This is a genomic window from Microbacterium halimionae (genome assembly GCF_011761265.1).
In the GTDB taxonomy this organism is placed as follows: Bacteria; Actinomycetota; Actinomycetes; order Actinomycetales; family Microbacteriaceae; genus Microbacterium; species Microbacterium halimionae.
This window is the reverse complement of sequence record NZ_JAAOZB010000001.1, coordinates 767028-780574: the sequence shown is the minus strand read 5'-3', so window position 1 is coordinate 780574 and position 13547 is coordinate 767028. Positions and strand designations below refer to the sequence as shown.

The following is a 13547-nucleotide window of genomic DNA, read 5'->3' as shown; positions in this document are numbered from 1 at the left end:
ATTTGAGGAGTGCATCATTCGCCATCAGCTTCTGACCACAGGTCGCAGGTTGGCCGTTTTGCTCGACCCCGGCGACGACATCATTCCGAGCATCAGCGCTGCCTGCGAGCGAGCGAACATCGAACAGGGCGTCATCGTGACCTTCAGCGGAGCGTTCCGCTCCGTCGAGCTGATTGCGTCCCACACACCAGCTGCCGACCCTGAACTACCCCTTGCCGACTCCGTAGTCGTCGCCTACACCGAGGGAATCGGTTCTGGCACGATCACGTCACGGGATGGCGAATATGCTGTGCACCTGCACGTTGTCGCAGGCGAAAAGGATGCCGCAGCAGCCGCCTACGCCGGACACCTCCTGCGCGGCACAGCCCACTACACGGTCGAAGTCGTCATCGACGAGGTGCTCTTACCGCGCCTCGAGCGTTCGCCGCGGGCCGGCACCTACGGCATCCCGACTCTTGGATTCGAGCAGACGAATGATTGACTACAGCCGCAGCACATCACCCGATGTCGGGGAGTTCCTCGAAACCGATGGACGGGTTGCTGTCATGCCATTCGGCGCTCTCGAACAGCACGGGCCACACCTTCCGCTGTCGACAGACACTCTTCAAGCCGAAGCGCTCGCCGCCGCGATCGCAGAGCACATCACGGGCGCTCTGATTCCCGCCATTCCCTACGGAAACACGTGGAGCAACGATGCGCTCCCCGGCACGATCTCTCTCAGCGCAGATACTGTGACAGCTGTCTGTGCTGACATCGCGCTTTCGCTAGAGAGTGCTGGCTTTAGCCTCTTGGTGGTCGTGAACGGTGATTTCGGAAACCGGCTGCCACTGCACCGAGCCGCAGAAGCCGCAGCTTCGCGCGGCGGCATGCCGATCCTGGTGCTCGACTACCCCGGACTCACCGAAATCGGCGACGCCGTCAAAGAGACGCCCTGGGCCGCTCCCGGACTCTGCCACGCGGAAGAGGTAGAGACCTCTCTCATCCTGGCCATCGCGCCCGAACTCGTACATCGAGAGCGATACGTCGTGGAGTACCCCGAGCTTCCTCCGGACTTCGGCCTACGACAGATGGCGTTGGCGCCGCTGTCGCACAGCGGCGTGTTCGGCGATCCTCGTTCGGCAAGCGCCGAAAAGGGCAACCGCATCCTCGCTCATGTCGTCGAGGAGTCCGCCCAAGTCATTGCAGCCGTCCGCACATCGCTCGGCATCACACAACAACAGCAGTAAATGTGATGAGCACACTCGCGCTAGCGTGAGGATCTCGTCGCGCTCACTATCGATGGTGAAAGAGAGTCCATGACCACCTATCTGCCTCTGCCGAGACCAGACAGCGACCCCGCACACATGCGCGTGCAGCATGGGTTGCTCCGGTTCGTTCGCGAAGCTGCCGACAATCGCACGCCACTGCCCGGAGAAATCGAGCTCACGTCGCGACTCGGATGCACTCGTCAGCAGTTGAGAAACGCCATGGCGGGTCTCGAAGCACAGGGTGTGGTGCGCCGACGCCAAGGCACAGTCACAACCGTCGACCCCATCGCGCTTCGACTGAGCGTGCGACTCGAAGAACAGTTTGAGCACACTGATCTACTGAATCGGCTCGGGTACCGGGCAGAGGTCGAGGTGCTCGATTCACACCGGGCGCCGCTGCATCCGGATGTCGCGGCGGTCATGGAACTGCCGGGGACAACCAAGGGAATCTCGGTGCGTAAGCGTTGGCGCGCCGATGGCGCCGTAGCGATGATCGCCGACGATATCGTGCCTCTCGGGGCCGATGATCTGACGCGTGACGCCGACGAGTCGATCTTCGCTCTCGCGGCACGAGTGTGGGGCGAGCCCGTCATTTGGGAAGTCTCTACTCCCGGAATTACAACGCTCGATGAGAACCTTGCGGCGCTCTTCGAGCGCGAAGTCGGCACTCCAGTGATGACCTTTGAGATCATCGGCATCGGTACCAGTGGCCGCCGACTCATGCACAGCTTCGAGTATCACGATCCCGACATCGTGTCGTACTCACTCGTTCGCACCGTCCGCCCGCCGTGGGGCGGTCTGTGATTCAGGAAGCTGTCCAAAAACCCAGGTGCGCTACTGCTGCTTCGTCTTCGAGAAGCGGCCCGACGACCTGAATCTCTCGCTGACCGCGAGCGAACACTTCGCGGCAGGGCAACGAAAAGGTCGGGTTTTCCGGGTGGTCACCGGTCAGCTCGAGCAGGCTTCGCTCTGAGAGCGCATACACAACCCGGTCGATTCCTGTCCAGTACGCAGCGCCGGCACACATCGCGCAGGGTTCCGCGCTCGTAAAGAGAGTCGACCCCACCATGCCTTCGGCACCGACCGCGCGCCACGCCCCCGCTACCGCCTGCATCTCTGCGTGCTGAGTAGGGTCGCCGTGCGGCGGCAGCGAGTTATTTTCGGCCGTCGACACGACTTCGCCTGCTGCGCTCACCACGAGCGAACCGAACGGATGCACGCCGCGCTCTCGCGCGCGTTCAGCGATGCGGATGCTCTCGCGAAGAAAATCGAGGTCTTCGGCGTTCAACTCAGTCATCATTCCATCTCCTCAGAATCGCCTTCTTGTAGATAAGTTGCGGCGAGCCATATTCAGCGTACGACCTTATTTGCCGTATTTCAGGTCTTTTATTTCGCTCTTGTTACAGGTTTCGAAAGATGATGCTGCAACTTGTCAACAAGTTATCGAGTAGCGCTAACTTGAGACACCAAGAAGCACCCGCACCACGAAAGGCCCCCATGCCAGAGCGCACACAAAGCGCACCGCGCATCGACGAGTTCGATATCCGCGCCCTCCCGAAAGCTGAAGTGCATATCCACCTTGAGGGCAGCTTCGCCCTCATCGATATCCTGACGCTCGCGAAAGAGTCCGGAAGCGCTCTCCCCGGACCCGCATCCACGATCTTCGACATCACAACGCATGGAGCATACGCGGCCCCCGAAGTGACAACCGGCGGCGGCTCAGGTGTCGGCGCGGGTGGACTCACCGGCTTCCTCGGTTTTCTTGACTGGCAGTGCGGTCTCGTTCGCACCCGAGAACAAGCGGCTCGCATCGCTTATTCCTTCGCGGCGCGGCAGAGCTCAGCCGGTGTGCGTTACAGCGACGTCATCGTGAATCCAACCCATTGGAATGCGTGGCGCGGGCGCGAACTCGAACTTATGGATGCATTTGCCGCCGGATTCGACGACGCAGAACAAGACGGCCTTTGTGTGACGAATATGGCGTATTCGCTGCTGCGCTCTCAGTCAGCAATCGAGGCAGAAGACATCGTGGGTGCCCTCGTTGCGGCGCGTCCACGACGAGTCGTTGCACTCTCGGTTGATGGCGACGAAAAGGTCTCCGGCCGCACCGGCGAAAAGTTCCAGAATGCGTTCGCCGCTGCCGCGAGCGCCGGCTTTCACCGCACGGTGCACGCGGGTGAATCAAGCGGTCCCGAGGGTGTCTGGGATGCCATCGATCTTCTCCAGGCTGAGCGCATCGACCACGGCGTGCGTGCGATCGAAGACCCGGCACTCATCAAGACCCTGATTGACCGCGAGATCACGCTGGGGGTGTGCCCGCGCTCGAATGTCTCGCTCGGCATCTACCGCGACTGGCAGTCTCACCCACTGCCTCGGTTGCTCGATGCGGGTGTTGCCGTCACCCTCAACACTGACGACCCCGCGCCGCTCGGCACGACACTCGACGCCGACTGGGCTGTTGCCGCCACTGAATTCGGCTTCACCTATGACGACCTCGCGGGCTTCGCTGAACGCTCCATCGACGCGTCATTCGCAAACGACGACCTCAAGGCCACGCTCCACTCCGAACTACAGACGACGATCGCCGAGCACAGCTAATGAATCGACGCCTGCTCGTAACTGCCAGTGGGAGCATTGTGCTCGCCTCGGTGCTTACGGCTGGCGTCGTTGCATGGGCAGCTCCCAGCGAGGGCGATACGGTCGCGCTCGCTGACATCGTGTCGAGCTGGCCGGACAGCTACCAAGTGACGGGCACGAAGTCAGAGCCGCTTTACACCGAGCGGATTCTTGCGACACGTGACAGCGACACGTTCGCCGTCCGCATCGAAGTAGTCGGACAGGGTGATGCGGCAATGGGAACGCAGTTGAGCGCCGTGAGCATCACCGAAAGCGGCATCGAGTGGATCGATGGGTGCACCAAGTCAGCGTCCGCGTGTACCGATGACCCCGAGTTGCGGGGTTTTCTTGCCACGGCAGCAATTGTGCAGAGCGCACGAACCGGGGCGCTCCCCGAGACGGGCGTCATGCGGGTTTTGCACGGCACCGACGTCGTCTGCATCGACGACGCGGCGATTCATCCCGCCGCGTCGCCGGCGCTCGTCGCGCTCGACCCGTGTGTCGACGTCGAAACCGGAGCCGTTCTCGGCCACTGGTCCGCGGCGAGCGCAGCATTCGTCGGAGCAACTCTCGCTCCCGGTTTCACCATCACGGGCACACCCAACGCTTCTCTTTTATCCGACCTGCACCGTTAATCCCCCCTCACGCAAAGGAACCCACGCATGCGCATTCGACCACTTCTCCTCACGACAACGGTTGCCGCGACCGTCTTCGCACTCGCCGGCTGCTCGAGCACAGTCGACACCTCATCTGACGATGCGAGCGCGGATGCATCCGAAGTCATCACCGTGGGAGCCCTCACCCCGGGAAACACCAATGACGGCGCTTTCAACCAGGCACTCGCCGACGCGCTCGCCCAGCTCGAAGATGAAGGACTCATCACTTACGAGCTTCGTGACCAGATGTCAGACCCGGCGACTTCCGAACCTGTCATCGCTGACTTCGCAAGCCAGGGCTTCGATCTCGTCATCGGTCACGGCATCGAGCTCGGGGATGCTGTCTTCTCGGTTGCCGAGGACTTTCCCGATGTGAACTTCACAGCATCGGGCGGCATGGATATCCTCGACGCGTACACCGACAACGTCGAGACGTGGACCTACGACTCTTCGCAGGTCGGCTACCTGTCTGGCTACATCGCCGGCCTCACGGGCGCAACTCAAATCGGACGCGTCGAAAGTATGGAGCTTGACTTCGTCGTCGCCACCGATGAGTACTTCCAGGAGGGCGTTATGGCAGCCAACCCCGAAGCATCGCTCCTCCCGGTCGTCTACGCCGGTAGCTTCGACGACGCAGAAGCCGCGGCGTCAGCGACCACGGGTCTTATCGGACAGGGCGCAGATCTCGTGTACACAACCGGAGACGGTATCGCGGCCGGAGTCGGCTCCGCCGCATCCTCTGCGGGAGTCATGACGGTCGGCGTTTCGCCCGCCGCGGGCGAGGATGCGCTGGCGACCAATGTGTCAACGGTCGACCTCGACATGTACCCGATCGTGAAAGCCTGGGTCGAAGAGGTTGCCGCAGGCAAGTTCGGCGGCCAGGGCGTGACATCAACTCTCGACAACGGTGGCATTGTCTACGCGCCCATCAACGATGTCGATGGCGCTGTGCCTTCCGACGTCACTCAGGAGATCGAAGAGCTTCTGGCCAACCTCGCAGACGGAAGCGTCACCATCTCCTAATGAGCACCACCCCCCTTATTGAGACGGGCCGCGTCCTCACGGCGCGGTCCGTCTCGAAGAGCTTCGGCACCGTCACAGCGCTTGACGATGTCGAGATCGTCGTGCGTCCCGGGCGGGTCCACGCCATCGTCGGCGAAAACGGTGCCGGAAAATCGACACTCGCCAAGATCCTCGCGGGAATCGAACAGCCCGACCACGCTGTCATGTCGATCGACTCCGAGCCATATGCGCCCAATGACCGCGCTGACGCCCGCGCGCTCGGCATCAACATGGTGCCGCAGCAACTGAGTTTGGTCGGGGAGCTCAGCCTCACCGAAAACCTATTGCTCGTTGCTCCAGAACGCATCGCACGCCGCTCGCACGCACGTGCACTTCTCGCGAAGACCCTCTCACTTGCCGGAGTCGACGTCGATATCGATGCGCCCACCTCGTCGCTCGGCCAAGCTCATCGCCAGCTCGGTGAAATCGTGGTAGCGCTCGCCGAGGGCGCACGAACCCTCATTCTCGACGAGCCGACGGCAAGCCTCGGCCCGGTAGAAGTTGGCGGGCTTTTCGCCCACCTTCGCGCACTCTGCGCGCTCGGCACCGGAATCGTCCTCATCACACATCGCCTTGACGAAGTCAGTGACGTCGCCGATGACGTCACGGTACTTTCACACGGCGTAGACGTGCACAGCGGCCCCACCCGCGGACTCGACGCTCGTCGAATCGCACAGCTCATGGTGGGCGATCTTCCAGAACCGGCGCCCCGCGCCGCGCGAGATATCGGCGAGATAGTTCTGCAGGCCGTCGACGTCACAGCAGCGGCAGCGCGCGACTCGCAGCTCACGAACGTCTCGATCGCGCTGCGGGCGGGCGAAATCACGGGCATCGCGGGAGTTGCAGGCAGCGGTCAAAACCTGCTGATGGACGTATTGGCGGGCTTCGTCACCCCCGTCACCGGCCAAGTGCTCCTCGACGGTAGCCCCGCTGGCGCCGTCGACATCTTGCGCGGTCACGTTGCATGGATCCCCGAAGAGCGCTCCGAATCGCTCGTGCCCAACCTCTCCACCGGTGACAACCTCGATGTGTACCGACACACCGCCGGAGTTCGAGCACAGCGCCATCCCCGTCGCGCGGAACAGCGCCGAACTCATGAAGCAGCGATGCGCGAATTCGATGTTCGCCCCGCCAACGCGACGATCCCAGCGTCTGGGCTTTCCGGCGGAAATCAGCAAAAGCTGCTCGTGGCGCGCGAGCTCGGTCTCGGTCTTCCAGGTTCGGGCACGCCGCGTGTGGTCTTGGCGTACGGTCCGACTCAGGGTCTTGACCTGCGAGCGGCCCAGGCTATCCGCGAACGCCTGATCGCGTGCGCCGAACAGGGCGCAGCGGTGCTTATCGCCTCGCACGATCTCGAAGAGATTCTGGAAGTCGCCGACCGCGTTCTAGTGATGTTCGCCGGAAAGATTGTTACCGACCTCCCCGTAGCCGAAGCAACAACTGACCGCCTCGGGTCGGCGATGGCCGGCATCACGACGGGCCAACAGAGTTGATGACGAAAGAGCAGCAAGCATGACGGAGAAAACCGATCTTTACCCGACCACTGCCGAGATGGTTGCCCTTCGCTCCGTCGCGACGGGTCGCGCGCTTCCGGATGTCATCATTCGTGGCGGGCTCGTCCAATCGCCGGGAACCGAGGAGTGGCTTGAGCGCGACATTGTGATCTCGGGTCGCCATATCGCAACCCTCACTCCTTGGGGACATTTCCCCGAGGCTGGGTCATCCATTGATGCAACGGGCAGCTATGTCGTGCCGGGATTCATAGACACTCACCTCCATATCGAATACACCAACCTCACTCCCGGCGAGCTTGCTCGAGTGAGCGTTGCACGTGGAACAACGACGGTTCTAACCGATCCGAACGGTGCCGCGAACGTCTGGGGCCCGCGCGGTATGGACTTTCTTCTCGAAACCCAGACTCCGCTGCACATCTTCCAGCAGGTCTCGCCAACGACCCCCGCATCCACTGCTCTCGAAACGGGCGGCGCGATCATTCCCGAAGAGACAGTGCTCTCGCGTCTGCACGACGACGTCACCGCGACGCTCGGCGAGGGGAACCCCTTCGACTACGGGGATGTCTCCACCAACCGTTTCCGTGAAGCTCTCGTAGCGGGTCGACGCATCACCGGGCACACAGCCGCGCAAACAAGCGAGTCACTCTGGGGCTATCTCGCGGCCGGTGTCGGAGACGACCACAACTCAGCGACGATCGATGAAGTCCTTGAGCGAACCCGGCTCGGCGCGATGGTCACGATCATGGGCTCATCGCTGACAGACAACACGATTCCCCTGTTCTCAGATCTTGACCGTGTTGCCCCAGCGCTTCGGAGCATTTGCTTCTGCGCTGATGACAAGCACGCGCTCGACATCTCCGTCCAGGGACACATCGATCACCACGTGCGCCAAGCGATCGCCTTCGGCGTCGACCCGCAGCTTGCGTACCGCATGGCCACGACCCACGCAGCGCATTACTACCGACTCGACCAGGTACTCGGCATCCTGGCGCCCTCACGTCTCGCCGACCTGCAGATCATCCCCGATCTTGCCCAGGTTCATCCCGACCTCGTGATGGTTGCTGGCGACGTTGTCGCGCGAGACGGCAAGGCACTCTTCACCAATGACGACGTCGTGCCGACCTGGGCGCGCGACACAGTGCGATTGCCTTCGCGGCTCGATCCTAAAATCTTCGAGGTGCACGCTGTCGGTGATACCGCCCGCGTTCGCGCCATGGAAATGTACAACGGGTACTTCAAGCACGCGTTCGAAACGTCGCTCAAGGTCGTTGACGGCCTGGTCAAGAGCGACACCGAAACCGACGTATTGAAGATCGCCATTCTTGATCGCCACCACGCTTCAGGCGAAGCAGGAGTCGGTTTCGTACGAGGTTTTGGCCTCTCGCGGGGCGCGATTGCCATCAGCATGAACTGCCCCAACATGAACATCGCCGTCGTGGGTGCCGATGATGAATCGATGCTGCTTGCCGTCGCCGAGCTCGAACGCATGCAGGGCGGATTCGTCACAGTGGCCGACGGCGAAGTGCTCGCTTCGGTGCCGCTCCCCATTGGCGGCATGATGAGCGATGCGCCCTTCGAAGAGACAGCGGCAGCGCTCAAAGCTGGGCACGAACGCACAGCAGAGCTCGGATGCCGCATCCCCTCGCCATACATCATCCTGTCGTTTGTCGGCCTCTACGTGGTGCCCGATTTGGGTATCACCGAGCGCGGACTGATCGACGCGTTCGAGCAATCATTCGTCGACCTTCTCCTACCTGGCCCAGTCGAATCCTGCGGCCACGGCGAGGTGTAGCCGTCATCATGAAACTCACACTCGATTTCCGCCGCGTTGCCATCATCGGTGGCGTCGCCGCGGGGATTGTTGCGGTCGCCGCCCTGCTGATCGTGCTCGCGGGCGCGAGCCCGCTTGACGGGCTCCGGGGCTTGGTTGAGGGCGTGTCAAGCTCTCCCTACCGATTCGGCGAGCTTCTCGTCGGCACGGTACCGATCGCAATCATCGCGCTCACCCTCATCCCGGCTCTTCGCGCGGGCGTTTTCTCAGTGGGCGCCGAGGGCCAGGTCACAATCGGTGCGATCACCGCCACGGCTGGCATCTTCGGTCTACAGAACGCCTTCGGGGATGCGGTTCCCGCACCGGTCTACCTCGTATGCGGCGCCGTCTGTGGCGCTATCGGCGGCGGTGCGTACGCTCTTCTTCCCGCGCTGTTGGCCGTGCGCTGGAATGTGAATGAGATTCTCTCAACCCTCCTCCTGAACTACGTTGCCACCGGCATCCTTGGCTGGTCTTTGCGCACATGGCTCGCGAGCGGTGAGAACACCGCCACTCCGCAGAGCGCGCTGTTTCCAGAGTCGGCAGCTCTGCCGACCCTGATCGCCGGCACTCGCGCCCACTGGGGATTAGTTCTTGTCGTCATCATTGCCGCAGCGCTCATGTGGTGGCAGCGCACATCGAATAGCGCTCGCCTCACTGTGTTTGCAAGCCGCCCCAAGCTTGCCCGGCGATTGGGTACGACACGCGCCCGCACGATCTACAGCACCATGCTGGTTTCTGGTCTTGGCGCGGGCCTCGTCGGCTGGATCCAGGTTTCGGGCATCAATGATCGGTTGATGGGGTCGGTTGCTGGTGGGGTCGGCTTCTCTGGTATCGCCGTCGCCCTACTCGGCGCACTGGTACCGAGCGGCATCGTTGTCGCTGCCCTCTTCTTTTCTGCGCTCGCGGCCGGCGCGTTGGGGATGCAGTCAGCCACCGGTAGCGTGCCGACCTCCATCGCCGAGGTCATCAAGGGTGTCATTTTGTTGGGCGTCGCGTGCATAGCTGCCGTGCAGAAAAAGCCCGCCGCGATTGTTGCTCCAACGGCCGAGCCTGCGGCCACTGATGACGACCCGGCTGGGGCCGGCAGCGGAACCAGCGCAGCAGTCGAAGACCACATCGGCATCGGCGAAAGCGAGCAGCAGCGATGAGTCTCGAACTCTGGATCTCAATCTTTGCGGGTGCCATCGCGCTCGCAACCCCACTCATCATCGCCGGCGTCGGCGAAGGCTTCGTTGAACGTGCGGGTCGCATCAACCTCGGCATCGAGGGCATGATGATCCTCGGCGCATTCACCGCCATTGTCGCAGCAAGCGTTGCGGGCCCCTTCGTCGGCCTCCTCGCCGGAACTCTTGCGGGGCTCATTGCTGCCGTCGTGATGAACACGGCGGTCTACCGCCTGCGCGCCAACGAGATTGTTGTCGGCCTCGCCATCACAATGCTCGGTCTGGGCCTCAGTGCCTACCTCTTCCAGCTCTGGATACCGAGCGGCCAGACGAACGTGAGCGTCGACACCATCGGCCGCACACCTCTCGGCCCCCTCGCCGACATCCCGATTCTCGGCCCGGTGTTTTTCAACCAGAGCCCGCTCGTCTATGCCGCAATTGTTCTCCTCATCGCCGCATGGGCCGTTATGCGATTCACGCGCTTTGGACTTCAAATCCGGGCGGTCGGCTCAGATCCCACGTCCGCTGCGCTTCGAGGGGTGCGAACGGCGAAGGTGGGCGCTCGCGCTTTGCTCATCGGCGGCGCTCTTGCTGGGCTCGCGGGAGCGACCATCACTGTCGGATCGATCGGTTCGTTCACTCCCGGAATCACAGCCGGACGTGGTTATGTTGTTCTGGCTGTCGTCATTATGGGCCGGATGACTCCCCTCGGTATCGCGCTCGGAGCACTGTTGTTCTCGTTCCTGCAGAGCTTCTCGCTGCTCTCGCAGGCAACGGCCGTGCAGTTGCCGAGCGAGGTTTACCAAGCACTTCCTTATGTCGTCACACTCATCGTCTTGGTCTTCACCTCGCGCGCACAACTGCGTAAGACCACAGCAAAAGTGAAGCTCGCGACGTAGTCTCACCCGCAAGAAAGGATCCCCATGCTTACCCGACTCTCCCCCGTTCAGGTTCCGGCCCACGAGCAGCACTGGCTCGACACCGTCGAGTCCCTCGCGAAGACATTTGCCGAGACCGTAGCCAGCGACGACGCCGAAGCGCGCCTGCCGATCGACCACCTGCGGGCGCTCTCCGCAACGGGGCTCGACACCGCGTTTCTTCCGATCGAGCACGGCGGCGAAGCTCTTTCCTACGCAACGCTTGGCCAGGTCGTCCGCACTCTCGCGGCGGCCCACCCCGCTGTGGCGACGGTTTGGCTCATGCACATCGGCGCAGCCCACGCGCTCGTCAGCTGCTCACAGCCCGCCGAGGCCGAGTTCTTTGCTGCCGAGCTTCGCGCCGGCAAGCGATTCTCGAACGCCCTGTCAGAGCCTGCCGGCGGAAACTACTTCCTCAACTCCCAACAGGACGCCGAAGCTGTCGAAGATGGCTGGGTCTTGGAGGGTCGCAAGTTGTTCGTCTCCGGTTCTGAAGCCGCCGATCACCTCTTCCTCAACTCACGCGTCGACGGCGCACCGGCGTTCTTCGGCGTCACAGTCGACGACACGATCAGCTTTCCTCCCATCGATGAAACCAGCGGAATGCGTGCCACCCGCAGCCGCAGCATGACGCTTTCGCGAACGCCCCTGCTGGCGTCCCGCCTGTGCGCACCGCCCGCACCCGACTACTCCAACCTCATCACCGTCGGGTTCGGCTTCGTCTCGATCGGTATCGCAGAGTCAGCTCTCGACGCCCTCAAGGATTACGCGACCTCGCGCCGCTCTCCCCAGGGGACCCTTGGCGATGCACAGTGGGTCAAGTCCGACGTCGGCCCGGTGTGGGCAGAGGTCCGCGCAGCACGTCTCATGGCCGAGCAGGTCTCGTGGCTCGCCGACCAGAAGTCGCCCGACGCAATGCCCGCGGCAACCGAAACCAAGATGCTCGCCAACGAGGTCGCCAAGAAAGCAGCGGCCCTTGCCGTCCGCGTCGGCGGCGGTAGCGGCTATCTCGTCCGCTCCCCCATCCAGCGCATCTTCCGTGACGCCCAAGCCGGCGCTCTGATGGCGTATTCGGTTCCGTTCAGCGAAGAGCTGGTCGGCGGCTGGGTTCTCGACGCTGAATAATCCCCCTCGGAGACTCCCATGACTTCTCAGTTACTCACCGCCGACATCGTCGTGACGATGAACGCCACCCGCGACGTACTTGTCGACGCCGGGATCGTCATCGAGGGCGACACGATCATCGCCGTGGGGGCGGCATCCGATCTCGCTCTCGCGTACCCCGATGCTGCGCGCACGCACTTTGCCGACCGTGTACTCATGCCCGGGCTCGTCAACTCACACCACCACTCCGGGATGCTCCGCGGTACCGCCGAGCACCTACCGGTATGGGAGTGGCTGCGCCTTCACATCGACCCGATGCACCGCGTGCTTAAGCCCGAAGATGCCGAGGCTGCCGCGTGGCTCTGCTACGCCGAGGGGCTCCTCTCTGGCACGACGACAGTTGTCGACATGTGGCGATACATGGATGGCGCCGCTCGCGCGGCGAGCGCGCTCGGCAACCGGCTTGTGACCGTCAACTACGTGGGCGAGCACCCCGACTACAACTACTTCGACACGCTCGACGACAACGAGAAGATGCTGCAGGAGTGGACGGGAGCCGCAGGCGGGCGCATCATGCCGTGGGTGGGTCTTGAGCATCCGTTCTATGCGGATGCCGCCGGTCAGCGCCGGGCAATCTCTCTCGCGAAGCAGTACGACACCGGGCTTTACACACACTGCAGCGAGTCCGAACTCGATGTGGAGCTTTTCGATCACCGCACCGGCAAGCGCCCCATGTTCGCCCTCGAAGACATCGGCTTCTTCGACGTGCCCCGCACGATGATTGCGCACGCGGTCTGGCTCGATGCGCCCGAGATTGCCCTCATGGCCGAGCGCGGTGTGAGCGTCTCGCACAACCCCGTGAGCAACATGAAGCTCGCCAGTGGCTTTGCACCCGTCGCCGAGCTTTTGGCCGCCGGTGTCGCTGTCGGAATCGGCACCGACGGCGAAAAAGAGAACAACAACCTCGACATGTTCGAAGAGATGAAAGTTGCGTCTCTCATGGGCAAGCTCCGCAAGATGGATGCCGCAGCCATGGATTCCTGGCAAGTACTCGAAATGGCGACCACCGGTGGCGCGCGCGCCATTGGCGAAGACGGCCGACTCGGTTCGCTCGAAGTCGGCAAACAGGCCGACATCGTGGCGGTTCGCACTGACACACCTCGCATGACGCCGCTCCTGCCCGAGGGGCCGTACGCCAACATTCACCACAACCTCGTGCACGCGGTGCGCGGTGACGACGTGACCCACACAATCGTTGCCGGTCGCACTGTTGTTGCCGACGGTGAGCTCGTGACGGCCGACATGCCAGAGCTGATCGCCCGGGTGCGGGAACTCGTTCCCGGGCTGTTTGCGCGACGGACGGCATATCTCGAGAGCGCCGGCGAACTCGGCGGCTTGATGGGCTGACGTGCGGCTGTTATGTCGACTCTGATGTCGGTGGTGGCGCGTAGCCTT

General features: G+C 62.8%; 13 protein-coding genes. 12 read left to right on the top strand and 1 reads right to left on the bottom strand.

Translation table 11 applies throughout. The annotated features are described in order from the left end of the window. Positions 1–49: 49 nt before the first annotated feature. From FHS06_RS03735 to FHS06_RS03725, 3 genes are all read left to right on the top strand, one after another. Positions 50–481, top strand: coding sequence for a PPC domain-containing DNA-binding protein (locus FHS06_RS03735; RefSeq protein ID WP_167045610.1), 432 nt, complete (start codon positions 50–52; stop codon positions 479–481). Then, positions 474–1226 (top strand): creatininase family protein, encoded by a 753-nt coding sequence (locus tag FHS06_RS03730; RefSeq protein WP_167045607.1) that lies wholly within the window; start codon positions 474–476, stop codon positions 1224–1226. The genes FHS06_RS03735 and FHS06_RS03730 overlap by 8 nt, the downstream gene beginning before the upstream one ends. Positions 1227–1295: 69 nt before the next feature. Further along, entirely contained in the window at positions 1296–2051 is a 756-nt protein-coding gene (locus FHS06_RS03725) for a GntR family transcriptional regulator (protein ID WP_167045604.1), read from the top strand. A 1-nt stretch (position 2052) separates the two neighbouring features. Here the strand turns inward: FHS06_RS03725 and FHS06_RS03720 are convergent, their stop codons facing one another. After that, on the bottom strand, positions 2053–2547 hold the full coding sequence (locus FHS06_RS03720) for a nucleoside deaminase (protein ID WP_167045601.1): 495 nt from the start codon (positions 2545–2547) through the stop codon (positions 2053–2055). Between the two features lie 197 nt (positions 2548–2744). On the opposite strand from FHS06_RS03720, the gene add reads away from it, so the two are divergent. The 9 genes from add to FHS06_RS03675 are packed head-to-tail and all read left to right on the top strand — an operon-like array spanning position 2745 to position 13499. After that, on the top strand, positions 2745–3845 hold the full coding sequence (gene add / locus FHS06_RS03715) for an adenosine deaminase (protein ID WP_167045598.1): 1101 nt from the start codon (positions 2745–2747) through the stop codon (positions 3843–3845). Then, positions 3845–4498, top strand: a complete 654-nt coding sequence (locus FHS06_RS03710) for a hypothetical protein (RefSeq protein WP_167045595.1) — start codon at positions 3845–3847, stop codon at positions 4496–4498. Before add ends, FHS06_RS03710 begins: the two co-directional genes overlap by 1 nt. Positions 4499–4525: 27 nt before the next feature. Next, the gene (locus tag FHS06_RS03705) at positions 4526–5542 is read left to right on the top strand and encodes a BMP family lipoprotein (RefSeq protein ID WP_167045592.1); all 1017 of its coding nucleotides are present in this window, start codon (positions 4526–4528) and stop codon (positions 5540–5542) included. Further along, positions 5542–7074, top strand: coding sequence for an ABC transporter ATP-binding protein (locus FHS06_RS03700; protein WP_167045589.1), 1533 nt, complete (start codon positions 5542–5544; stop codon positions 7072–7074). Before FHS06_RS03705 ends, FHS06_RS03700 begins: the two co-directional genes overlap by 1 nt. Before the next feature lie 19 nt (positions 7075–7093). Beyond that, positions 7094–8887: an adenine deaminase C-terminal domain-containing protein gene (locus FHS06_RS03695; protein ID WP_167045586.1), complete on the top strand. Its 1794-nt coding sequence runs from the start codon at positions 7094–7096 to the stop codon at positions 8885–8887. An 8-nt stretch (positions 8888–8895) separates the two neighbouring features. Further along, positions 8896–10056, top strand: coding sequence for an ABC transporter permease (locus tag FHS06_RS03690; RefSeq protein WP_167045583.1), 1161 nt, complete (start codon positions 8896–8898; stop codon positions 10054–10056). Beyond that, positions 10053–10970, top strand: a complete 918-nt coding sequence (locus FHS06_RS03685) for an ABC transporter permease (RefSeq protein WP_167045580.1) — start codon at positions 10053–10055, stop codon at positions 10968–10970. Before FHS06_RS03690 ends, FHS06_RS03685 begins: the two co-directional genes overlap by 4 nt. A gap of 24 nt (positions 10971–10994) precedes the next feature. Next, positions 10995–12113 carry an acyl-CoA dehydrogenase family protein gene (locus FHS06_RS03680; RefSeq protein WP_167045577.1) on the top strand — a complete coding sequence of 373 codons (1119 nt, stop codon included), beginning with the start codon at positions 10995–10997 and terminating at the stop codon, positions 12111–12113. Between the two features lie 18 nt (positions 12114–12131). Continuing rightward, positions 12132–13499, top strand: coding sequence for an amidohydrolase family protein (locus tag FHS06_RS03675; protein ID WP_167045574.1), 1368 nt, complete (start codon positions 12132–12134; stop codon positions 13497–13499). The last annotated feature ends 48 nt before the right edge of the window (positions 13500–13547 follow it).

What these genes read in the sequence shown, in the direction of transcription:
- FHS06_RS03700 (WP_167045589.1), top strand. Translation starts at nt 5,542, where the DNA reads ATGAGCACCACCCCCCTTATTGAGACGGGCCGCGTCCTCACGGCGCGG.
- FHS06_RS03695 (WP_167045586.1), top strand. Translation starts at nt 7,094, where the DNA reads ATGACGGAGAAAACCGATCTTTACCCGACCACTGCCGAGATGGTTGCC.
- FHS06_RS03710 (WP_167045595.1), top strand. Translation starts at nt 3,845, where the DNA reads ATGAATCGACGCCTGCTCGTAACTGCCAGTGGGAGCATTGTGCTCGCC.
- FHS06_RS03685 (WP_167045580.1), top strand. Translation starts at nt 10,053, where the DNA reads ATGAGTCTCGAACTCTGGATCTCAATCTTTGCGGGTGCCATCGCGCTC.
- FHS06_RS03680 (WP_167045577.1), top strand. Translation starts at nt 10,995, where the DNA reads ATGCTTACCCGACTCTCCCCCGTTCAGGTTCCGGCCCACGAGCAGCAC.
- FHS06_RS03730 (WP_167045607.1), top strand. Translation starts at nt 474, where the DNA reads ATGATTGACTACAGCCGCAGCACATCACCCGATGTCGGGGAGTTCCTC.
- FHS06_RS03705 (WP_167045592.1), top strand. Translation starts at nt 4,526, where the DNA reads ATGCGCATTCGACCACTTCTCCTCACGACAACGGTTGCCGCGACCGTC.
- FHS06_RS03725 (WP_167045604.1), top strand. Translation starts at nt 1,296, where the DNA reads ATGACCACCTATCTGCCTCTGCCGAGACCAGACAGCGACCCCGCACAC.
- FHS06_RS03720 (WP_167045601.1), bottom strand. Translation starts at nt 2,547, where the DNA reads ATGATGACTGAGTTGAACGCCGAAGACCTCGATTTTCTTCGCGAGAGC.
- FHS06_RS03675 (WP_167045574.1), top strand. Translation starts at nt 12,132, where the DNA reads ATGACTTCTCAGTTACTCACCGCCGACATCGTCGTGACGATGAACGCC.
- FHS06_RS03690 (WP_167045583.1), top strand. Translation starts at nt 8,896, where the DNA reads ATGAAACTCACACTCGATTTCCGCCGCGTTGCCATCATCGGTGGCGTC.
- add (WP_167045598.1), top strand. Translation starts at nt 2,745, where the DNA reads ATGCCAGAGCGCACACAAAGCGCACCGCGCATCGACGAGTTCGATATC.